The following is a 20,475-nucleotide window of genomic DNA, read 5'->3' on the forward strand; positions in this document are numbered from 1 at the left end:
AGCCAGGGTTGTGATGAGCCACGGATCACAGCCCTGGCTGCGGTTTGGCGGTTCGATGCACGCCACCGATAGGCTTGCCCGCTGTGATCACCCGGATGTCCGAGCTGTTCTTGCGCACGCTGCGCGACGACCCCGCCGATGCCGAGGTTCCCAGCCACAAGCTGCTGATCCGGGCCGGCTACATCCGGCCGATCGCGCCCGGCCTGTACAGCTGGCTGCCGCTTGGTCTGCGGGTGCTGCGCAAGGTCGAACAGGTCGTTCGCGACGAAATGAACGCCATTGGCGGGCAGGAGATCCTGTTTCCCGCGCTGCTCCCGCGTGCCCCCTACGAAACGACCAACCGCTGGACCGAATACGGCGACACCATCTTTCGGCTGCAGGACCGTCGCCGCAACGACTACCTGCTGGCGCCGACGCACGAGGAGCTGTTCACGCTGACAGTGAAGGGTGAATACAGCTCCTACAAAGACTTCCCGCTGGTGCTCTACCAAATCCAGACCAAATACCGCGACGAGGCGCGGCCGCGGGCCGGCATCCTGCGCGGCCGGGAGTTCGTTATGAAGGACTCCTACTCCTTCGACGTCGACGATTCCGGACTCAAAGCCGCTTACCACGCGCACCGCGAGGCCTATCAGCGCATGTTTGACCGGCTGCAGGTGCGCTACGTCATCGTGTCGGCGGTGTCCGGTGCAATGGGCGGCAGCGCCTCGGAGGAGTTCTTGGCCGAGAGCCCGATTGGTGAGGACACCTTCGTGCGCTGCCCGGAGTCGGGTTACGCCGCCAATGTCGAGGCGGTCGTCACCGCGCGCCCCGAAAGCCGGCCCGTCGACGGGCTGCCCGAGCCGGTGGTGCACGACACCGGCGACACTCCCACGATCGCCACGCTGGTGGAGTGGGCCAACCGCGCGGAATTGGGCCGCGGCGTCACCGCCGCCGACACGCTCAAGAATGTCTTGGTCAAAGTCCGCGTACCGGGCGGCGAGTGGGAGTTGCTGGGCATCGGGATACCGGGTGATCGCGAGGTCGACGACAAGCGCCTGGCCGCCGCCCTCGACCCGGCCGACTACCAGCTGCTCGGCGACGACGATTTCGCCAAGTACCCATTTCTGGTGAAGGGATACATCGGCCCGAAAGCTCTGCACGACAACGATGTTCGTTATCTCGTCGACCCGCGGGTGGTGGACGGCACCAGCTGGATCACCGGCGCCGACCAGCCGGGCCGCCACGTCGTCGGGCTGGTGGCCGGGCGCGACTTCACCGCCGACGGCACCATCGAGGCCGCCGAGGTTCGTGACGGCGACCCGTCACCCGACGGTGCCGGGACGTTGGTCTCGGCCCGCGGCATCGAGATCGGTCACATCTTTCAGCTCGGCCGCAAATACACCGACGCCTTCACTGCCGACGTGCTCGGCGAGGACGGCAAGCCGGTCCGGCTGACCATGGGCTCCTACGGCGTCGGGGTGTCGCGGCTGGTGGCCGTCATCGCCGAACAACACCATGACGAGCTGGGCCTGCGCTGGCCGTCCAGCGTCTCGCCCTTCGGCGTGCATCTAGTGATCGCCAACAAAGACGCCGAAGCGCGCGCCGGAGCGATCGCGCTGGCCGCCGACTTGGACCGGCTCGGAATCGAAGTGCTGCTCGACGACCGCCAGGCATCGCCCGGGGTGAAGTTCAAAGACGCCGAGCTGCTCGGTGTGCCGTGGATCGTGGTGGTGGGGCGCGGCTGGGCCGACGGGGTCGTCGAGCTGCGCGACCGGTTCAGCGGTCAGGTCCGTGAGCTGACCGCGGGCGCCGCCCTGGCCGCCGACATCACGACGGCCATCACCTCACCCGACTAGACGCCCTTAGTCGCTGCCGCCCGGGAACGCGGTGGTGATCGGCCAAACGCCCGCAACCCGATTCCAACGGGCGGCCAGCACGGCGCTCTGGGTCAGGGCTCTCACCCCGAACCCGCGGTCCGGGTCGGCCTGGGCCTGCTCGACCACCGCCCGCCAGGCCACCTCGGTGTCCTTCTCCATCCGGGCCGCGAGTCGGGCCGCGTCGGTCTCGTTGTTCACCGGCATGGGCAGCTGGTAGCCGGCTGCCGCGACCGGGGCGGTGATGTCGTGGTCGGTCAACATCGCGATGACCTGGTCGCGGCGCTCGCGGTGTTGCGTCATCGACGCCGCCACCAGCTTGTTGACGTCCGGCGTACAGCGGGCGGAGACGATGCCATAGCCGTAGATGACCGCGTGCTCGGTGGTGAGCGCAGCGCTCAGCGCATCGGTGTACGACGTGGGCTCGGGGGACGTCATGGCGCGGTGCCTCCGAACACCAGCGCGACGGTATATGCCGCGGTGCAGGCCGCAGCAATCGAACCGAGCAACCCCGCGCGATAACCCGTCGACACGGTCGCCAGCTTTTCCGCGCTGGCGGCCGACGCACGCAACGAACCAACGACCTCGGAGAGCGTGGGCGGCGGTCCCGGCGGAGCACTGCTGGACGTCGGGGCCGTTGTCGTTTGGCTGGAGGTGCTCGTCGTTATCCCGGCAACCCGGTCGATCTCGGTGGCCAACGACTGCGCGTGTTGGGAACGTTCGGAGGCGACCTGCTGCAACGCGGCTGCGACCGCCGCCGGCTGAGCGGGGGCAGCGGCAGCGGCCAGTTCACTGTCGTGGCGGGCCAGCGTCAGTTCTGCTTCCAGTTCGTCGACCGGAGGCGGCTGTTCCGGTTGCGTACTGCAGGCCGGCGCAGCGATCCCCAGTACCGCGAGAGCGGCGCCGCCGACCAGCACACGTCGCCGCGTGACGACGGGCGGTGTCGGTGGCACAGCAACATCCTGCCATTGCCTTTTCGTGCACTCGCGGTGACCGGCTGAGACCGGATTCCTGGCGTATCGTTGATGACTGGTTCCCCGGGACCGGCGATAGCCGTGCGCCCGGAGAGCAGCCGGAGCCGCCCCGCCGGCGACATCAGTCGCCGAGCGGACAACTCAAGATGAGGAGCTCGCCGTGGCCACCGGGCTACCGTCGCACACGCAGGTGATCGAGCTGCTCGATGGTGAGTTCGCGCGCGCAGGCTTCGAGATCGAAGACGTGGTGATCGACACCCGGGCGCGGCCGCCGCGGATCACGGTGATCGCCGACGGCGACACCGCGCTGGATCTGGACACTATCGCCGCCCTGTCTCGCGGTGCCTCGACGTTGCTGGACGGTGTCGAAGGCATCCACGGCAACTATGTGCTGGAAGTCAGCTCGCCCGGGGTGGACCGGCCGTTGACGACTGCGAAGCATTTCCGTCGCGCCCGCGGCCGCAAGGTCGAACTGGCTCTCTCCGACGGATCGCAGTTGATCGGACGGGTCGGTGAAACCTCTGGAGACGCGGTGACACTCGTTGTCCGCGAAGACCGGCGGCGCGACTGGACTGTCCGGATGATCTCGCTCGACGAGATCGTGAAAGCGGTTGTTCAAGTGGAGTTTTCGTCGCCCAGTAAACGTGAGTTGGAGCTGGCGGCGCTCGGTCGGGGCGGGGAAACGGAGGCCGAATGAACATCGACATGGCCGCGCTGCATGCGATCGAAGCGGACAAGGGCATTTCGGTGGATGTGGTGGTCGAAACCATCAAATCCGCACTGCTCACCGCCTACCGGCACACCGAAGGACATCAGCAAGAGGCGCATATCGACATCGACCGCAAAACCGGTGTTGTCCGGGTGATCGCCCGCGAGGTTGACGAAGACGGCAATGTGTTGTCCGAATGGGACGACACCCCAGAGGGTTTCGGCCGGATCGCGGCTACCACCGCCCGGCAGGTGATCCTGCAACGGCTGCGCGACGCAGAAAACGAGCGCAATTACGGTGAGTTCTCCACCCGGGAAGGCGAGATCGTCGGTGGGGTGATCCAGCGCGACAGCCGGGCCAACGCCCGCGGCCTGGTCGTGGTTCGAATGGGCAGTGAAACCAAGGGGTCCGAGGGGGTGATCCCCGCGGCCGAACAGGTACCGGGGGAGACCTACGAGCACGGCGACCGCTTGCGCTGCTACGTAGTGGGCGTGAGCCGCGGCGCTCGCGAACCGCTGATCACATTGTCGCGCACTCATCCCAACCTGGTGCGCAAACTGTTCTCGCTGGAAGTACCCGAGATCGCCGACGGCTCCGTGGAGATCATCGCGGTCGCCCGGGAAGCCGGTCATCGCTCGAAGATCGCGGTCGCATCCCGGGTTCCCGGCCTCAATGCCAAAGGCGCTTGCATCGGCCCGATGGGTCAACGGGTCCGCAACGTCATGAGCGAGTTGTCCGGCGAGAAAATCGACATCATCGACTACGACGAAGACCCGTCCCGTTTCGTCGCCAACGCGCTTTCGCCGGCGAAGGTGGTTTCGGTCACGGTGATCGACCAGACGGCCCGCGCCGCTCGAGTGGTGGTGCCCGATTTCCAGTTGTCGCTGGCCATCGGCAAGGAGGGGCAGAACGCGCGGTTGGCCGCCCGGCTCACCGGCTGGCGTATCGACATTCGCGGCGATTCGCCGGGGTCGTCGGCGGACCAGCCCGACCATGCCGCCGGCCACGGGATGGCGCACGGCCGCTAGTCGGCAACGCAGCCAGCCCGCGCAATTCTTAGCGGTCCGGTGAAGGTAAACTAAGCCGTGATCCAGCGCGAGACTTCGGCCTCGGCGCATCGACGCATCGACGGACCGGTGCGGACGTGTGTCGGTTGCCGAAAGCGAGAGTTGGCTGTCGAACTGCTTCGAGTGGTGGCTGTGTCGAGCGGGAACGGTAAATACGCCGTGATCGTTGATGCAGCAGGTAACCTGCCGGGGCGGGGTGCGTGGCTGCATCCCGTACCGCAGTGCGCGAACCAAGCGATCCGGCGGCGAGCTTTCAGTCGAGCGCTGCGCATCGCCGGTTCACCGGACACCTCCGCGGTGGTCGAGCACGTCAACACGCTCGGCCCACCCGGCAACAGAACAGGTAGCAAAGAACATGAGCACACCGTGAAGTCCCGATGACCATGCGTCATAGCTAACCCGAGGCGCGGCCTACCACCGCTGTCGCCTCATGGACAGGAGATGTAGTGGCAGGCAAGGCCCGCGTACACGAGTTAGCCAAGGAACTCGGTGTTACCAGCAAGGAAGTTCTCGCCCGGCTGAACGAACAGGGCGAATTCGTCAAATCGGCATCGTCGACGGTGGAAGCGCCGGTCGCGCGCCGGCTGCGGGAGTCGTTCGGCGGCGGCAAACCCGCTCCCGACAAGACCGCAGAGAAAGCGGCAGGCAACGGCGCGGCAGCAAAGGCCCCCGCGAAGCCCGACACCGCCGCTGAGAAAGTCGACGGCCGCAAACCGTCCGCACCGGCGGCCGCCGAGCCGCCCGCGCCACCGGCCCAGCCAGCCGCCCAGGCCCCGCCCGCCGGCCAACCGCAAGCTGCCCCGCCGCCGACGCGGCCCGGCCCCACGCCCGGCCCGCGACCGAGCCCGGCCCCGAAGCCGGCCGCGCGTACCCCGCGCGTCGGCAACAACCCGTTCTCGTCGGCCCAGCCCGTCGACCGGCCCATTCCTCGTCCGCCGGCGCCTCGTCCCGGCGGACCGCGGCCCGGCGCACCGCGCCCGGGCGCATCGCCCGGCAGCATGCCGCCCCGCCCGGGTGGAGCTCAAGGCCGCCCACCGCGTCCCGGCGCGCCGCGTCCCGGTCCGGGCGGTCGGCCCGGCGCTCCCGCGGGCGGCCGCCCCGGCGGCGGTGGCGGCAACTATCGAGGCGGCGGCGGTGGCGTCGGTGCCCCGCCCGGCGGCGGCTACCGTGGCCGTCCCGGTGGCGGCGGCGGTCGCCCCGGCCAGCGCGGTGGCGCGGCCGGCGCGTTCGGCCGGCCCGGGGGCGCGCCCCGGCGCGGCCGGAAGTCCAAGCGGGCCAAACGCGCCGAATACGAAAACATGCAGGCACCGGTGGTCGGTGGGGTGCGGTTGCCGCACGGCAACGGCGAAACCATCCGGCTGGCCCGCGGCGCGTCGCTGAGCGACTTCGCCGAGAAGATCGACGCCAACCCGGCCGCGCTGGTCCAGGCGCTGTTCAACCTCGGCGAGATGGTCACCGCCACCCAGTCGGTCGGCGACGAGACACTCGAGTTGCTGGGCAGCGAGATGAACTACGTCGTGCAGGTCGTTTCCCCCGAGGACGAGGACCGCGAGCTGCTGGAGTCGTTCGACCTCTCCTACGGGGAGGACGAGGGGACCGAGGAAGACCTGCAGGTGCGCCCGCCGGTGGTCACCGTGATGGGTCACGTCGACCACGGGAAGACCCGCCTGCTGGACACCATCCGTCAGGCCAACGTCCGCGAGGCCGAGGCCGGCGGCATCACCCAGCACATCGGCGCCTACCAGGTCTCGGTGGACCTCGACGGCACCGAACGGCCGATCACCTTCATCGACACCCCGGGTCACGAGGCGTTCACCGCCATGCGTGCCCGCGGTGCCAAGGCCACCGACATCGCGATTCTGGTGGTGGCCGCTGACGACGGCGTGATGCCGCAGACCGTGGAGGCCATCAACCACGCCCAGGCCGCCGACGTGCCGATCGTGGTGGCGGTCAACAAGATCGACAAGGAGGGTGCCGACCCGGCCAAGATCCGCGGACAGCTCACCGAATACGGTTTGGTGTCAGAGGATTTCGGTGGCGACACGATGTTCGTCGACATCTCGGCCAAGCAGGGCACCAACATCGAGGCGCTGGAGGAGGCGGTGCTGTTGACCGCCGACGCGGCGCTGGACCTGCGGGCCAACCCCGACATGGAAGCCCAGGGCGTGGCGATCGAGGCACACCTGGACCGGGGCCGCGGCCCGGTGGCCACCGTGCTGGTGCAGCGCGGCACGCTGCGGGTCGGCGACTCGATCGTCGCCGGCGACGCCTACGGGCGGGTTCGCCGCATGGTCGACGAACACGGCGACGACGTCGAGGAGGCACTGCCGTCGCGGCCGGTGCAGGTCATCGGCTTCACCTCGGTGCCCGGCGCCGGCGACAACCTGCTGGTCGTCGACGAGGACCGGATCGCCCGCCAGATCGCCGACCGGCGCAACGCGCGCAAGCGCAACGCCATGGCCGCGCGTTCGCGCAAGCGGATCAGCCTGGAGGATCTGGACTCGGCGCTCAAGGAAACCAGCCAGCTCAACCTGATCCTCAAGGGCGACAACGCCGGTACCGTCGAAGCGCTGGAAGAGGCCCTGCTGGGCATCCAGATCGACGACGAGGTGGCGCTGCGGGTCATCGACCGCGGTGTCGGTGGTATCACCGAAACCAACGTCAACCTGGCATCGGCCTCCGACGCGGTCATCATCGGGTTCAATGTGCGCGCCGAGGGCAAGGCCACCGAGCTGGCCAACCGCGAAGGCGTGGACATCCGCTACTACTCGGTGATCTACCAGGCCATCGACGAGATCGAGAGCGCGCTGAAGGGCATGCTCAAGCCGGTCTACGAAGAGGTGGAACTGGGCCGCGCGGAGATCCGGGCGCTGTTCCGCAGCTCGAAGGTCGGCCTGATCGCCGGCTGTCTGGTCACCTCCGGCGTGGTGCGCCGCAACGCCAAGGCCCGGCTGCTGCGGGACAACATCGTGGTCGCCGAGAACGCGACCGTGCAGTCGCTGCGCCGCGAGAAGGACGACGTGACCGAGGTGCGCGACGGCTACGAATGTGGTCTGACGCTGAGCTACAACGACATCAAGGAAGGCGACGTCATCGAGACCTACGAGTTGGTTGAGAAGGCCCGCACCTGATGGCCGATCCGGCCCGAGCGCGACGATTGGCCAAGCGGATCTCGACGATCGTCGCCTCGGCGATCGAATACGAGATCAAAGATCCGCGGCTGGCTGGGGTGACCATTACCGACGCCAAGGTGACCGCCGATCTGCATGACGCGACCTTGTTCTACACGGTGATGGGGCGCACCCTGGAGGACGAGCCGGACTACGGCGGTGCCGCCGCAGCGCTGGAAAGCGCCAAGGGTGTGTTGCGAACCAAGGTGGGCGCCGGTACCGGCGTGCGGTTCACTCCTACGCTGACGTTCAGCCGCGACACCGTGCCCGACGCGGCGCACCGGATGGAGGAGTTGCTCGCCCGCGCCCGCGCCGCCGACGCGGACCTGGCGCGGGTTCGCTCGGGTGCAAAGCCGGCAGGGGAGGCCGATCCGTATCGGGCAAGGAGCGGGGACTCGGACGCTGGAGACGCCGGTGACGACGACCAACACGACGACTGAGGCGGCCGTGGCCGGCCGGCGCGTCGACGCCGCCGCAGCCGCGGAGTTGCTGTCCGCTGCCGCCACGATCGGCGTGGTCTGCCACGTCTATCCCGACGCCGACACCATCGGTGCCGGGTTGGCGCTGGGGATAGTGCTGGACCAATCCGGCAAATCGGTCCAGGTCGGTTTCGCCGCGCCGGCAGCGCTGCCGCAGTCGCTGCAGTCACTGCCCGGCGGTCGGCTGCTGGTCGGTCCCGAGGAGATGCGCCGCGACGTCGACCTCGTCGTGACCGTGGATATTCCGAGCATCAACCGGCTCGGCGGGCTGCGCGATATGGCCCGCGCGGACCGGGAGCTGCTGGTGATCGACCACCATGCGTCCAATCAACTGTTCGGCACCGCCAATTTCGTTGACCCATCGGCGGATTCCACCACGATGCTGGTCGCCGAACTGCTCGACGCGTGGTCCAAGCCGATCGACATCGAGGTTGCGCACTGCCTTTATGCGGGGCTGACGACCGACACCGGGTCGTTTCGCTGGGCCGGCGCCCGGGCACACCGGTTGGCGGCCCGGCTGATAGAGCTCGGCGTGGACAACGCCGCGATCAGCCGAGCGCTGCTGGACACGCATCCGTTCAGCTGGCTGACGATGCTGTCCCGGGTGCTGGGTTCGGCCCAGCTGTTGCCCGACGCCGTCGGGGGCAGTGGGCTGGTGTATGCGTCGGTCGGACACCAGGAGTGGATCGGCGCACGCGCAGAGGAAGTCGAAAGCATCGTCGACATCGTGCGCACCACGTCGCAGGCCGAGGTGGCGGCGGTCTTCAAAGAGGTTGAGCCGCAGCAGTGGTCGGTGTCGATGCGAGCCAAAAAGGCGGTGGATCTGGCCGTCGTCGCGTCGACGTTCGGCGGTGGCGGACACAAGCTGGCCGCGGGCTACTCGACTACCGGCACGATCGACGAAGTGGTGGCCGCGCTGGTCGCCGCCCTTGCCTAACCGCGCTTAACCGCGCTTAACCGCGCGAGCGTGCGTGTCGCCGGTCGACACGCCGGGATGAAACCCGGTTCTGCGCACGCTCGCGCAAGATGGTGACCATGCCCGACAGGCCCGCCGCCGGTTCACGGCAGATTGCCGGCTTGGCACTACCGGCGCTCGGTGTGCTTGCGGCCGAGCCGCTCTACCTGTTGTTCGACACCGCGATCGTCGGTCGGCTGGGTGCGCTGAGCCTGGCCGGACTGGCCATCGGGGGACTGATCCTCGCTCTCGTCGGCTCCGACCTGACGTTTCTGTCCTATGGCACGACGGCACGTTCGGCCCGCTATTTCGGTGCCGGCGACCGCGCCTCGGCAGTGGCCGAGGGTGTGCAGGCGACCTGGCTGGCGCTGGGTCTGGGCGCGCTGATCGTCGTGGTCGTGCAGGCCGCAGCGGTGCCGCTGGTCTCAGTGATCGCATCCGGCAGCGACATCGCCGATGCCGCACTGCCATGGCTGCGGATCGCGATCTTGGGCGCCCCGGCGATCCTCATCTCGCTGGCCGGCAACGGGTGGCTGCGCGGGGTCCAGGACACCGTACGGCCGCTGCGCTACGTGGTCGTCGGTTTCGGGCTGTCGGCGTTGCTGTGCCCGTTGCTGGTGTACGGCTGGCTGGGACTGCCACGAATGGGGCTGGCCGGTTCGGCGCTGGCCAACCTCGTGGGCCAGTGGCTGGCCGCGGTGCTGTTCGGCCGCGCGCTGTTGGCCCAGCGGGTGCCGCTGGGGCTCGACCGCGCCGTACTACGAGCGCAGCTGGTGATGGGCCGCGATTTGATGGTGCGCACGCTGGCTTTTCAGGCCTGTTTCGTGTCGGCTGCCGCGGTGGCGGCGCGGTTCGGCGCCGCGGCGCTGGGTGCCCACCAGGTGGTACTGCAGTTGTGGACGTTTCTGGCGCTTGTCCTTGATTCGCTGGCGATCGCGGCACAGGCACTGGTGGGCGCGGCGCTCGGGGCCAACCGCGTCGAGCATGCCAAATCGGTGGCCCTGCGGGTCACGGTGTTCTCGACGGTCGCTGCCGGAGCTTTGGCCGTGGCGTTCGCGGCCGGGGCCGCGGTGCTGCCTCAACTGTTCACCGACGACCATTCGGTGCTGGCTGCGATCGCCGTGCCGTGGTGGTTTTTGGTTGCCCAATTACCAGTCGCCGGAATCGTTTTCGCGCTCGACGGGGTGTTGTTGGGTGCCGGCGACGCCGCCTTCATGCGTACCGCGACGGTGCTCAGCGCGCTGGTCGGGTTCTTGCCGCTGGTCTGGCTATCGCTGGTCTTCGCCTGGGGCCTGGCCGGAATTTGGTCGGGGCTGACCATGTTCATGGCGCTGCGGCTGCTTTTCGTGGGATGGCGCGCGTTGTCGGGTCGCTGGGCGGTGACGGGGAGTTGAGCCGAAACCCGTTGGGCGGCAAACCGGCATCCGCCTGGCCGTAGGATCGGTGGGCGTGACCAGTCAGCGCGAGCGAATGCTCAGCGGCGCCCTCTACTACGCCAACGACCCTGAACTCGTCGCGAGCCGCAGAGCGTGTCAGCGTCTGCTCGACGCGTTCAACGCGACGCAGGCCGACGACGGCGAGCGACGGCAACAGCTGCTGACGAAGTTATTCGCTTCGCTGGGCGAAGGGGCGACGATACTGCCGCGGTTTCAGTGCGACTACGGGACACAGATAAGCATCGGGGCGAACAGCTTCATCAACTACGACGCCATCATGCTGGATTGCGCACCGATCACCATCGGCGACGACGTGTCGATCGGTCCACGCACGCAGCTAGTCACGGCGCTACATCCCGTCGAGGATCACGATGTACGACGGCAAGGCTGGGAGTCGGCGTCACCCGTGGTGATCGCCAACAACGTATGGATTGCTACCGGCGTCATCGTCTGCCCCGGAGTGACCATCGGCGACAACTCGGTCATTGGAGCCGGCAGCGTCGTCATCAAGGACGTGCCGGCGAACGTGTTCGCCGCCGGCAATCCGTGCAAAGTGATCCGACAAATTTCCTAACTCAGTGGCCCCATCACCCGCCGGCCAGTGCGGGTCGGGCCTCACTCAGCGCATCTGCGCACGGCCCCGTCGCAGCACCGCCTCCCGGTTGCCGGCAATGTCGTCGCCGGTCGCGGTGCTCATCCACTGTTTGGCCGCGCTCGCTTCCAGCCACAACCCGGCGGCAGTCTGCGAATCGTCGATGCGGTGGTAGGACGCCAGCAAAGCCCGCACCGCGTTCTGGTTGTTGCCCGCGATCGAGGTCGCTACCTGCCGGGCAGCGGTGAGCAGCTCGTCGTGGGCAACCACCTCGGTGACCAGCCCGGCGCGCAGCGCGTCGGATGCGGACAGGTAATCACCGGTCAGGCTCATCCGCCGGGCCAAGCCAACACCCACCTTCTGCGGTAGCCGCACACTCAACCCCCAGGTGGGCAACAGACCCACCCGGGCGTGAGTATCGGCGAACCGGGCATGTTCTGACGCGATCAGAATGTCGCAATACAGCGCCAACTCCAGCCCGCCGGTCACGGCCGCGCCATTGATCGCGCCGATCACCGGCTTGCTCATCGCCGGCCAGCGCGGCGAAATATCCGGCAGCGCCGACTGCCCGCCCAGCTCTTTGAGGTCCAGTCCCGCGCAGAACACCGGGTCGGCCCCGGTGACGATCACGACGTCGACGGCGTCGTCGGCCTCGGCCTGGGCCAGGGCGGCGAAGAATCGGTCCCGCAGCGCCGTCGACAGCGCATTGCGGGATTCGGGACGGTTCAACGTCAGGACGCGGACCCGCTCGTCGGTGTCGATCAGCAAGATGTCGGTCATCGGATCACCGTAGCCAGTGCCGGCGCACCTATCGTGAGGGGTATGTGCCGGAACATCACCGAACTGCGCGGCCTCGAACCGCCGGCCACGGCCGTCGAGATCGAAGCCGCCGCGCGCCAATACGTCCGCAAGGTCAGCGGCATCGCGCGGCCGTCGTCCGCCAACGCCGAGGCGTTCGAGGCGGCGGTCGCGCAGGTCGCCACCGCGACGGCCCAACTGCTCGACGCGCTGCCTGCGCGGCGCCAGCCTCCCAAAAGCGTCCCGCCGCTGCGCCGACCCGAAGTGGTTGCCCGGCTGGCGGCGCGATGACCCAAACCGCGACGATGCCCGCGCTCAAGGAGTGGAGCGCGGTCGTGCACGCGCTGCTGGACGGGCGGCAGCAGGTGTTGTTGCGCAAGGGTGGGATTCACGAAAAGCGCTTCGACGTCGCCGCTCCCGAGTTCGTCTTGTTTCCGACGGTCGCGCACAGTCACGCACAGCGGGTCCGCCCTGAACACCGAGATCTGCTCGCGCCCGCGACCGCGGACAGTGCCGACGACCGGGTAGTCGTTCGGGCAGCGGCGAAAGTTGTTGCCGCGCTGGCGGTCAACCGGCCCGACCAACTCGATGCGATCGAGGATCTGCATATCTGGACCGCCGAGTCAGTGCGGGCGGATCGGCTGGACTTCCGGCCCAAGCATCGCCTGACGGTACTGGTCGTGCAGGCCATCCCGTTGGCGAAGCCGCTCCAACTGGCGCGCACCCCGGAGTACGCGGGCTGCACCAGTTGGGTGCACGTCCCGGTGACCCCGACATTGGCTGAACCGGTGTACGACGAGACCGCACTACGCCAGGTCGTCGCCCGTGTCCGCGCCGCCGTCGGATGACGACGTCTGGTCGACCAGCACTGCGCCGTCGGGCCGGTTACCCAAGGTCTGCAGTGGCATTTCCGCACTGCCTACCGTGCTCCGAATGATGTCGGCCAGCTGCGGTGCCGCGTCGCACTGCAGGTAGTGGTCTGCGGTCGGCACGATCCAGTAGCGGTTACGTCCGGGCTTGTCTTTGAGAAATCTCTGCCAGACGAAGTTCGCCACCCGCAGCGGGGCCACGTTGTCGTGGCAGCCCCAGACCAGACTGGTGTTGACTTCAGTTCGGGAAAGCGCTGTCAGCCAATTGGTTTCGTCGGCGGCGCGCTCATGCAGGTATTGAATCGTGTCGGGGAGTACGGCGATGCCGTCGTGGTACGCGAAACATTGCGCCAATGCGCTGATTTCGGGATCCTCAAGGCCTCGTCGCGGCATGAAAGTCGTCGCACCCATGCCGGCGGCCAGCATCTCCGCCGTTGTGGCCTGCGCTGTGGCGCGTGCGGTCGCGGGGTCGAGCAGCGCCTTTTGAAATGCGGTGAGATTGGCCAGCGGCAGATAGATGTTGGCGTTGGTCAAGATGACCTCGGCAGGTGGGACCGGCTGCGGTGCGGCGGTGATCATCTCCAGCGCGATCATGCCGACGCTGGTGCCCCGGTCATGGGTGAGCATCGCGTAGCGCGTCAGTTTCCACACGTCGGCGATCGCATGGATCAGCAGGCGGGCATCGTCGTAGAGCGAATACACGTGCGGGGCGGGCGGCTTGTCGGAGAATCCGTAGCCGGGGAAGTCCAGCAGGAAGATCTCGAACTCGGCGCCCAGTTCCCGCGTCAACGCGTAGTAGTCGATGCTGGATGTCGGAAACCCGTGAACACACACCAGCGCCGGGGCCCCCGGCGTGCCGCAGCGGCGGGCGAAGACCGTGACGTCGGCTCCGCCGTTGGCGGCCGTCGACGACCGCCAACGGATTTCGGTGCCGCCGCTTTGCCAGTCATCGAAAATACTCATCGGCTGATCCGGAGAGGCACACCCGCGTCGGCGGCTTTAGAAGACGTAGTAGGGAGAAAGCTCGTTGGCCCGTTGCAGGTTGGTGGACGGGCAGTCTACGTCGGGATCGGAGTAGACCGTGGAATAGAACAACGCCTGCTGGATCAACCCGTAACTGGTCTTGAACGCCACCATGCAGGAGGCGAACCAATAGCTGTTGTGATAGGTCGGCTTCAAGATCCAGTACTGCGCGACGCGGTGGCCGTTGACGGTGGTCTCGAGCGCGTCGGCCGGCAGCGTCTGGTCATAGTTGCGCCAGATGATCGGTTCGACGGCCAGCTGGTAGTTGCCGGCGTCGTATTGACAGCGCAGCCCCTCTTGGGGCTCCGGCGGGGTGAACGACAGGCCGAGCCGCTGGACGACATCGAACGGAACGTCGTTGCACGGGTCGAAGGGACTCGGATCGGTGGTCGCGATGATCGGGCTTTTCATCGTGCTGGCCGGCGACATCGGCATTCCGGTGGAGCGCAGCTGCACCGTTTCGTTAGCGGCGCCCGGCGGGGGTGCACTTTGCCAAACCACGACGACGGCCATCACCAACGCACCCAGCGCGGCGATCAGGCGCACTTTGGCGACCACGACACCCCTTCCGATCCGCTGGCTATTGCGTGGGAGTGTACAAGTCGCGACAGTGTGCCGATAGCAGAAACGAGAACCTGTTCTAGTCCGGTGTGCCGGCCGGTGGTTAGGCTGGTGAGTCGTGGCAACTCGGCAGGGCGCGACGCAACCCACGTTGTGGGCTGTTTCTGACCTGCACACCGGCCATCAAGGCAACAAGCCCGTCACCGAATCGCTGCACCCGTCGTCGCCCGAGGATTGGTTGATCGTTGCCGGCGACGTCGGCGAGCGCACCGACGATATTCGCTGGTCGCTGGATCTGCTGCGGCGACGGTTCGCCAAGGTGATCTGGGTGCCCGGCAATCATGAGCTGTGGACCACCGGCAAGGACCCGGTGCAGGTCTTCGGCCGCGCCCGCTACGACTACCTGGTCCACATGTGCGACGAGATGGGCATCGTCACCCCCGAGCATCCGTTCCCGGTCTGGACCGAGCGGGGCGGGCCCGCCACGATCGTGCCGATGTTCCTGCTCTACGACTACACCTTCCTGCCGGAGGGCGCGACCAGTAAGGCCGAAGGGCTGGCCATCGCGCGGGAGCGCAATGTGGTGGCCACCGACGAGTTCCTGCTGTCGTGCGAGCCGTACGGCACCCGGGACGCCTGGTGTCGCGATCGGCTGGCCAGTACCCGCAAGCGCCTCGACGAGCTCGACTGGATGACGCCGACTGTGCTGGTCAACCATTTTCCGCTGGTGCGCGACCCCTGCGATGCGCTGTTTTACCCGGAGTTCTCGCTGTGGTGCGGCACCACCGAGACCGCCGACTGGCACACCCGTTACAACGCCGTGTGTTCGGTCTACGGTCATCTGCACATTCCGCGCACCACCTGGTACGACGGCGTGCGCTTCGAGGAGGTGTCGGTCGGCTACCCGCGGGAATGGCGTCGCCGTAAGCCCTACAGCTGGCTGCGTCAGGTACTGCCCGATCCGCAGTACGCGCCGGGCTATCTCAACGATTTCGGCGGCCATTTCGTCATCACCCCCGAGATGCGCGAGCAGGCCGAGAAGTTCCGGGAACGAGTCCGCCAGCGGCAGTCGCGATGACGGGAACGCTGTTGTCGTCGGTGCTGCCCGACGACGCCGGGGACCTCGCGTCGGCCGAGCTCTACGCCGACCCGCCCGGCCTGACGCCGATGCCCGAAGAGGAGCCGTTGATCGCGCGGTCAGTAGTCAAGCGGCGCAACGAATTCACCACCGTTCGGCACTGCGCCCGGGTCGCGCTGGGCGAGCTCGGGTTTCCACCGGCACCGATTCTCAAGGGGGACAAAGGCGAGCCCTGCTGGCCCGACAGCGTGGTGGGCAGTCTGACGCACTGTGCGGGGTTCCGCGGAGCGGTGGTTGCCCGCAGTTCGGCGGTGCGTTCAGTGGGCATCGACGCCGAACCGCACGACGTGCTACCCGACGGGGTGCTTGGTTCGATCGCGCTGTCCGAGGAGCGCCATGAAATCGCGGCCTTGCCGGACGGATTGCACTGGGACCGAATCCTGTTCTGCGCCAAAGAAGCCACCTACAAGGCCTGGTTTCCGCTGACCAAACGGTGGCTTGGTTTCGAAGATGCCCACATCGTGTTCGACGTCGACCCGTCGGACACAACGGCCGGCGAGTTCGTCTCCAAAATCTTGATTGATGGGGCCGCGCTGTCCGGTCCGCCGCTGACGGCGCTGCGGGGACGGTGGTCGGTTGACCGTGGGTTGGTGCTCACGGCCATCGTGTTATGAGCACCGGGCCGGGCATCGTCGTCGTCGACAAACCGGCCGGCATGACCAGCCACGACGTGGTCGCACGGTGCCGGCGGATTTATGCGACCCGAAGAGTCGGGCATGCCGGGACGCTGGACCCGATGGCAACCGGTGTGCTGGTGATCGGCGTCGAGCGCGCGACCAAGGTCCTCGGGCTGCTCACAGCGACGTCAAAGTCCTATGCGGCCACCATTCGCCTGGGCCAGTCGACGTCCACCGAGGACGCGGAAGGTGAGCTGCTGCACGCGGTTTCCGCACAACACCTGGCCGACGACGCGATCGCGACGGCGATCGGGCAGTTGCGTGGCGACATCATGCAGGTGCCGTCGGCGGTCAGCGCGGTCAAAGTCGACGGCCGGCGGGCCTACCGGCTGGTTCGCGAAGGCCGGGCCGTCGAGTTGGCCGCCCGGCCGGTGCGCATCGACCGGTTCGACATGCTGGCCGCGCGCCGCACCGGTGAGCTGATCGATCTCGATGTCGAGGTGGACTGCTCGTCGGGGACCTACATCCGTGCGTTGGCCCGCGATCTGGGAGCGAAGCTGGGCGTGGGCGGGCATTTGATTGCGCTGCGGCGCACGCGGGTCGGACGGTTCGGGCTGGATCAGGCCCACACCCTCGATGAACTGGCCGAGCAGCCGCAGCTGAGTCTGGACCTTGATCAGGCGTGCCTGCTGATGTTCCCGCACCGCCGGCTCAGCGACGAGGAGTCCGAGGCGGCCCGCAATGGCCGGCCGCTGTCACCGGCCGGTATCGACGGCGTCTACGCCGCGGCTGCCGACGACGGCCGGGTGATCGCACTGCTGCGCGACGAGGGGCCGCGGACGAAGTCGGTGGTCGTCATCCGGCCCGCGACGCTCTAGACGCCCGCCGTACGCTGTGGCAATGACAAACAAGGTGTACGTCGTCGGGGTCGGCATGACGAAATTCGAGAAGCCGGGGCGACGTGAAGGCTGGGACTACCCCGACATGGCGCGCGAGTCGGGAACCAACGCGCTGGCCGACGCCGGGATTCGCTATGACGAAGTGCAGCAGGGCTACGTCGGCTACTGCTCGGGTGACTCCACCTCCGGGCAGCGGGCGCTCTACGAGCTGGGCATGACCGGAATCCCGATCGTCAACGTCAACAACAACTGCTCCACCGGCTCGACGGCGCTTTTCCTGGCGGCGCAAGCGATCCGCGGCGGGCTGGTCGACTGCACCATCGCGCTCGGCTTCGAGAAGATGCAACCCGGTTCGCTGGGGGGTGGTGCCCAGGACCGTGAATCGCCGATGGGCAGGCACGTCAAGGCGATGGCCGAGATCGACGAGTTCGCGATGCCCGTCGCGCCGTGGATGTTCGGCGCTGCCGGCCGCGAGCACATGCGCCAATACGGCAGCACCGCAGAGCATTTCGCGAAGATCGGCTACAAGAACCACAAGCACTCCGTCAACAACCCGTTCGCGCAGTTCCAGGAGTCCTACACGCTGGACGACATCCTGGCAGCCCGGATGATCTCTGATCCGCTGACCAAACTGCAGTGCTCGCCGACCTCGGACGGTTCGGGCGCGGCGATTCTGGCCAGCGAGTCGTTCGTGGACCAACACGATTTGGCCGGCCAGGCGACCGAGATCGTCGGCCAGGCGATGACCACCGACTTCGCCTCCACCTTCGACGGCACCGCCAAAGCCCTCATCGGCTACGACATGAATGTGCAAGCCGCGCAACAGGTCTATCAGCAGTCCGGGCTTGGCCCGGAGGACTTCCAGGTCATCGAGCTGCACGACTGCTTCTCGGCCAACGAGTTGCTGCTCTACGAGGCGTTGGGCCTGTGCGGCGAGGGTGAGGCGCCCAAACTGATCGACAACGGTGACACCACCTATGGCGGACGCTGGGTGGTCAACCCGTCCGGCGGCCTGATTTCCAAAGGCCATCCGTTGGGCGCGACGGGTTTGGCGCAGTGCGCCGAATTGACCTGGCAGCTGCGCGGCACCGCCGACAAGCGCCAAGTCGACCACGTCAGCGCGGCGCTACAACACAACATTGGGCTGGGCGGCGCCGCCGTCGTCACCGCGTATCAGCGGGCCGAGCGGTAACGCCTAGATCACCCAGATCGCTTGGGCGGCCGGGCTGCCCAGATCGACGGCCGCCTCGGTACCGTCGCCCGACTCGACCGCCACCGAGATCATCCCGGCGAACTCTCGGCGGGTCAGCACTCGCAGCCGCGAATCAAGGCTGATACCGATGCTGTCGAAGTAGCGCAGCATCTCCGGGTCGGCATCGGAGATGCGTGCGACCGTCCCGGCTTCCCCGTCGCCACAGGCCCACAGCTGACGCGCCGGCGGAGTCGGTACTTGGCCGTCGGTGGCAGGGATCGGATCACCATGCGGGTCGCGCTGCGGGAACCCCAGTTTGGCGTCGATCCGGGCCACCAGTTGGTCGGAGACGGCGTGCTCGAGCACCTCAGCCTCGTCGTGCACCTCATCCCAGCTGTAGCCGAGCTCGTTGACCAGGAACGTCTCCAACAGCCGGTGCCGGCGCACCATGGCCAGCGCCGCGCGGCGGCCGGAATCCGTGAGCGTGACGGCGCCGTACTTCTCGTGGTCGACAAGGCCTTGCTCGGCGAGCTTGCGGATGGATTCCGAGGCGGTACTGGCCGACACACCCAGCTTTTCGGCCAGCATCTTGGTGCTGATCTTCTCCCGAGACCACTCCTGGGCATTCCAGATGATCTTCAGATAGTCCTGGGCAACCGCTGTGAGCTCGCCAGGCTCGTCGTCAGGGCGCACACCGGAAGTTTAAGCAATGCTCACCTGATCTGGGACTCTGGCGCGGTCAGAGACCGCCTCGCGCCGTACGCTTGCGGTTGTGCAACGGTGGCGCGGGCAGGACGAGATCCCCACGGACTGGGGCAGATGCGTGCTGACCATCGGGGTATTCGACGGGGTGCATCGCGGCCACGCTGAGCTGATTTCGCATGCGGTGAAATCCGGCCGGGCCCGTGGCGTGCCGACGGTGCTGATGACCTTCGACCCGCACCCGATGGAAGTCGTGTTCCCCGGTAGCCATCCCGCGCAGCTGACCACACTGACCCGGCGCGCCGAGCTCGCCGAGGAGTTCGGAGTCGACGTATTTCTGGTGATGCCGTTCACCACCGATTTCATGAAGCTGACCCCGGACCGCTACATCCACGAGCTACTGGTCGAGCGCCTGCACGTCGTCGAGGTCGTCGTGGGCGAGAACTTCACCTTCGGCAAAAAAGCCGCCGGCACCGTCGAGATCCTGCGACGGGCCGGCGAACGGTTCGGCTTCGCGGTGGAATCGATGTCGCTGGTCACCGAACATCACAACACCGAGACCGTGACGTTCTCCTCGACCTATATCCGCTCCTGCGTGGACGCCGGTGACGTGGTGGCCGCCGCAGAAGCGCTCGGCCGCCCGCACCGCGTCGAGGGCGTGGTGGTCCGCGGCGACGGGCGAGGCAAGGCGCTGGGCTTTCCCACCGCCAACGTGGCGCCGCCGATGTACTCCGCGATCCCGGCCGACGGCGTGTATGCCGCATGGTTCACCGTGCTGGGGCACGGGCCGGTGACAGGCACCGTCGTCCCGGGCGAGCGCTACCAGGCCGCCGTGTCGGTGGGCACCAACCCGACCTTCTCCGGGCGTACCCGCACGGTCGAAGCGTTCGTCCTGGATACCACCGCCGACCTGTACGGCCAGCACGTGGCGCTGGACTTCGTGGCGCGGATCCGTGGGCAGGAGAAGTTCGCTGCGGTCGACGACCTCGTCGCGGCGATGGGTACTGACACCGACCGGGCGCGGGCCCTGCTGTCGGCGGGCTGACCTGCGGTTTGGGGACCGCGCGGCGCCCGCTGCTAGACTGCCCGGCGACACGGCGCGTGCTGCAGTTCGCGGCGGCCGCGCCCCAGATTTCGATGATCGCGGACCAATTGATGGAGATATTTCGTGGCGCTGACAGCCGAGCAGAAGAAAGAAATCCTGGGCTCCTACGGCCTGCATGAGACCGACACCGGTTCGCCGGAGGCGCAGGTCGCGCTGCTGACCAGGCGGATCGCGGACCTGACCGAGCATCTCAAGGTGCACAAGCACGACCACCACTCACGTCGGGGGTTGCTGTTGCTGGTGGGACGGCGGCGGCGTCTGCTCAAATATGTGGCCCAGATCGATGTGGCGCGATACCGCTCGCTCATCGAGCGCCTGGGCCTGCGTCGCTGA

The 20,475-nt window shown here is 67.5% G+C and carries 23 protein-coding genes; 17 read left to right on the forward strand and 6 right to left on the reverse strand.

What is annotated here, in order from left to right; all coding sequences use genetic code 11:
- The first annotated feature begins 83 nt into the window (after window positions 1-83).
- The gene (locus tag AC5Y49_RS07930) at window positions 84-1,838 is read left to right on the forward strand and encodes a proline--tRNA ligase (protein ID WP_499885659.1); all 1,755 of its coding nucleotides are present in this window, start codon (window positions 84-86) and stop codon (window positions 1,836-1,838) included.
- Between the two features lie 6 nt (window positions 1,839-1,844).
- Here the strand turns inward: AC5Y49_RS07930 and AC5Y49_RS07935 are convergent, their stop codons facing one another.
- Window positions 1,845-2,294, reverse strand: a complete 450-nt coding sequence (locus tag AC5Y49_RS07935; protein ID WP_499885661.1) for a ferritin-like domain-containing protein — start codon at window positions 2,292-2,294, stop codon at window positions 1,845-1,847.
- On the reverse strand, window positions 2,291-2,809 hold the full coding sequence (locus AC5Y49_RS07940; protein ID WP_499885663.1) for a hypothetical protein: 519 nt from the start codon (window positions 2,807-2,809) through the stop codon (window positions 2,291-2,293). Before AC5Y49_RS07940 ends, AC5Y49_RS07935 begins: the two co-directional genes overlap by 4 nt.
- 181 nt (window positions 2,810-2,990) lie before the next feature.
- Here AC5Y49_RS07940 and rimP point away from each other — a divergent pair, with 181 nt between their 5' ends.
- The 8 genes from rimP (at window position 2,991) to AC5Y49_RS07980 (ending at window position 11,220) form a co-directional block, all read left to right on the forward strand.
- Window positions 2,991-3,527 carry a ribosome maturation factor RimP gene (gene rimP / locus AC5Y49_RS07945; protein ID WP_499885666.1) on the forward strand — a complete coding sequence of 179 codons (537 nt, stop codon included), beginning with the start codon at window positions 2,991-2,993 and terminating at the stop codon, window positions 3,525-3,527.
- Window positions 3,524-4,567, forward strand: coding sequence for a transcription termination factor NusA (gene nusA / locus AC5Y49_RS07950; RefSeq protein ID WP_499885669.1), 1,044 nt, complete (start codon window positions 3,524-3,526; stop codon window positions 4,565-4,567). The genes rimP and nusA overlap by 4 nt, the downstream gene beginning before the upstream one ends.
- A 57-nt stretch (window positions 4,568-4,624) precedes the next feature.
- Window positions 4,625-4,987 (forward strand): YlxR family protein, encoded by a 363-nt coding sequence (locus AC5Y49_RS07955; RefSeq protein ID WP_499885671.1) that lies wholly within the window; start codon window positions 4,625-4,627, stop codon window positions 4,985-4,987.
- Window positions 4,988-5,052: 65 nt separating this feature from the next.
- Window positions 5,053-7,737 (forward strand): translation initiation factor IF-2, encoded by a 2,685-nt coding sequence (gene infB, locus AC5Y49_RS07960; RefSeq protein ID WP_499885675.1) that lies wholly within the window; start codon window positions 5,053-5,055, stop codon window positions 7,735-7,737.
- Window positions 7,737-8,216: a 30S ribosome-binding factor RbfA gene (gene rbfA, locus AC5Y49_RS07965; protein ID WP_499885678.1), complete on the forward strand. Its 480-nt coding sequence runs from the start codon at window positions 7,737-7,739 to the stop codon at window positions 8,214-8,216. The genes infB and rbfA overlap by 1 nt, the downstream gene beginning before the upstream one ends.
- Window positions 8,191-9,192, forward strand: coding sequence for a DHH family phosphoesterase (locus tag AC5Y49_RS07970; protein ID WP_499885681.1), 1,002 nt, complete (start codon window positions 8,191-8,193; stop codon window positions 9,190-9,192). Before rbfA ends, AC5Y49_RS07970 begins: the two co-directional genes overlap by 26 nt.
- A 98-nt stretch (window positions 9,193-9,290) precedes the next feature.
- Window positions 9,291-10,604, forward strand: coding sequence for an MATE family efflux transporter (locus AC5Y49_RS07975; protein WP_499885684.1), 1,314 nt, complete (start codon window positions 9,291-9,293; stop codon window positions 10,602-10,604).
- 55 nt (window positions 10,605-10,659) lie between these two features.
- The gene (locus AC5Y49_RS07980) at window positions 10,660-11,220 is read left to right on the forward strand and encodes a sugar O-acetyltransferase (RefSeq protein ID WP_499885688.1); all 561 of its coding nucleotides are present in this window, start codon (window positions 10,660-10,662) and stop codon (window positions 11,218-11,220) included.
- Between the two features lie 45 nt (window positions 11,221-11,265).
- Here AC5Y49_RS07980 and AC5Y49_RS07985 read toward each other — a convergent pair whose 3' ends face one another.
- A complete protein-coding gene (locus AC5Y49_RS07985; protein ID WP_499885691.1) occupies window positions 11,266-12,018 on the reverse strand; it encodes an enoyl-CoA hydratase in 753 nt (250 codons plus the stop codon).
- Window positions 12,019-12,060: 42 nt separating this feature from the next.
- Here AC5Y49_RS07985 and AC5Y49_RS07990 point away from each other — a divergent pair, with 42 nt between their 5' ends.
- Window positions 12,061-12,327 (forward strand): DUF2277 domain-containing protein, encoded by a 267-nt coding sequence (locus AC5Y49_RS07990; RefSeq protein WP_499885694.1) that lies wholly within the window; start codon window positions 12,061-12,063, stop codon window positions 12,325-12,327.
- On the forward strand, window positions 12,324-12,884 hold the full coding sequence (locus AC5Y49_RS07995; RefSeq protein ID WP_499885697.1) for a DUF1802 family protein: 561 nt from the start codon (window positions 12,324-12,326) through the stop codon (window positions 12,882-12,884). Before AC5Y49_RS07990 ends, AC5Y49_RS07995 begins: the two co-directional genes overlap by 4 nt.
- Here AC5Y49_RS07995 and AC5Y49_RS08000 read toward each other — a convergent pair.
- Together AC5Y49_RS08000 and AC5Y49_RS08005 are read right to left on the reverse strand one after the other, a co-directional pair.
- Complete coding sequence (locus AC5Y49_RS08000) at window positions 12,843-13,868, reverse strand: alpha/beta fold hydrolase (RefSeq protein WP_499885698.1); 1,026 nt, start codon at window positions 13,866-13,868, stop codon at window positions 12,843-12,845. The two genes, AC5Y49_RS07995 and AC5Y49_RS08000, sit on opposite strands and share 42 nt — an antisense overlap.
- Before the next feature lie 36 nt (window positions 13,869-13,904).
- A complete protein-coding gene (locus AC5Y49_RS08005; protein WP_499886326.1) occupies window positions 13,905-14,441 on the reverse strand; it encodes a DUF3558 domain-containing protein in 537 nt (178 codons plus the stop codon).
- A 166-nt stretch (window positions 14,442-14,607) separates the two neighbouring features.
- On the opposite strand from AC5Y49_RS08005, the gene pptH reads away from it, so the two are divergent.
- The 4 genes from pptH to AC5Y49_RS08025 are packed head-to-tail and all read left to right on the forward strand — an operon-like array spanning window position 14,608 to window position 18,335.
- The gene (gene pptH, locus AC5Y49_RS08010) at window positions 14,608-15,567 is read left to right on the forward strand and encodes an ACP phosphodiesterase PptH (RefSeq protein ID WP_499885702.1); all 960 of its coding nucleotides are present in this window, start codon (window positions 14,608-14,610) and stop codon (window positions 15,565-15,567) included.
- Complete coding sequence (gene pptT / locus AC5Y49_RS08015; protein ID WP_499885704.1) at window positions 15,564-16,241, forward strand: 4'-phosphopantetheinyl transferase PptT; 678 nt, start codon at window positions 15,564-15,566, stop codon at window positions 16,239-16,241. The genes pptH and pptT overlap by 4 nt, the downstream gene beginning before the upstream one ends.
- A complete protein-coding gene (gene truB / locus AC5Y49_RS08020; protein ID WP_499885705.1) occupies window positions 16,238-17,122 on the forward strand; it encodes a tRNA pseudouridine(55) synthase TruB in 885 nt (294 codons plus the stop codon). The genes pptT and truB overlap by 4 nt, the downstream gene beginning before the upstream one ends.
- A gap of 22 nt (window positions 17,123-17,144) precedes the next feature.
- Entirely contained in the window at window positions 17,145-18,335 is a 1,191-nt protein-coding gene (locus tag AC5Y49_RS08025) for a lipid-transfer protein (protein WP_499885707.1), read from the forward strand.
- A 3-nt stretch (window positions 18,336-18,338) separates the two neighbouring features.
- Here AC5Y49_RS08025 and mntR read toward each other — a convergent pair whose 3' ends face one another.
- Window positions 18,339-19,028, reverse strand: a complete 690-nt coding sequence (mntR, locus tag AC5Y49_RS08030; protein ID WP_499885709.1) for a manganese-binding transcriptional regulator MntR — start codon at window positions 19,026-19,028, stop codon at window positions 18,339-18,341.
- Window positions 19,029-19,107: 79 nt separating this feature from the next.
- Here mntR and AC5Y49_RS08035 point away from each other — a divergent pair, with 79 nt between their 5' ends.
- Window positions 19,108-20,082 carry a bifunctional riboflavin kinase/FAD synthetase gene (locus AC5Y49_RS08035; protein ID WP_499885712.1) on the forward strand — a complete coding sequence of 325 codons (975 nt, stop codon included), beginning with the start codon at window positions 19,108-19,110 and terminating at the stop codon, window positions 20,080-20,082.
- Window positions 20,083-20,205: 123 nt separating this feature from the next.
- Window positions 20,206-20,475 (forward strand): 30S ribosomal protein S15, encoded by a 270-nt coding sequence (rpsO, locus tag AC5Y49_RS08040; protein WP_065016389.1) that lies wholly within the window; start codon window positions 20,206-20,208, stop codon window positions 20,473-20,475.

It is taken from the genome of Mycobacterium sp. NGS62 (assembly GCF_059812285.1).

Excerpts from the sequence above, each read along its gene's own strand:
- nusA (WP_499885669.1), top strand. The coding sequence starts at position 3,524 with ATGAACATCGACATGGCCGCGCTGCATGCGATCGAAGCGGACAAGGGC.
- AC5Y49_RS07990 (WP_499885694.1), top strand. The coding sequence starts at position 12,061 with ATGTGCCGGAACATCACCGAACTGCGCGGCCTCGAACCGCCGGCCACG.
- truB (WP_499885705.1), top strand. The coding sequence starts at position 16,238 with ATGAGCACCGGGCCGGGCATCGTCGTCGTCGACAAACCGGCCGGCATG.
- AC5Y49_RS07935 (WP_499885661.1), bottom strand. The coding sequence starts at position 2,294 with ATGACGTCCCCCGAGCCCACGTCGTACACCGATGCGCTGAGCGCTGCG.
- rbfA (WP_499885678.1), top strand. The coding sequence starts at position 7,737 with ATGGCCGATCCGGCCCGAGCGCGACGATTGGCCAAGCGGATCTCGACG.
- AC5Y49_RS07985 (WP_499885691.1), bottom strand. The coding sequence starts at position 12,018 with ATGACCGACATCTTGCTGATCGACACCGACGAGCGGGTCCGCGTCCTG.
- AC5Y49_RS07975 (WP_499885684.1), top strand. The coding sequence starts at position 9,291 with ATGCCCGACAGGCCCGCCGCCGGTTCACGGCAGATTGCCGGCTTGGCA.
- AC5Y49_RS08025 (WP_499885707.1), top strand. The coding sequence starts at position 17,145 with ATGACAAACAAGGTGTACGTCGTCGGGGTCGGCATGACGAAATTCGAG.
- AC5Y49_RS08000 (WP_499885698.1), bottom strand. The coding sequence starts at position 13,868 with ATGAGTATTTTCGATGACTGGCAAAGCGGCGGCACCGAAATCCGTTGG.
- pptT (WP_499885704.1), top strand. The coding sequence starts at position 15,564 with ATGACGGGAACGCTGTTGTCGTCGGTGCTGCCCGACGACGCCGGGGAC.
- AC5Y49_RS08005 (WP_499886326.1), bottom strand. The coding sequence starts at position 14,441 with ATGGCCGTCGTCGTGGTTTGGCAAAGTGCACCCCCGCCGGGCGCCGCT.
- AC5Y49_RS07995 (WP_499885697.1), top strand. The coding sequence starts at position 12,324 with ATGACCCAAACCGCGACGATGCCCGCGCTCAAGGAGTGGAGCGCGGTC.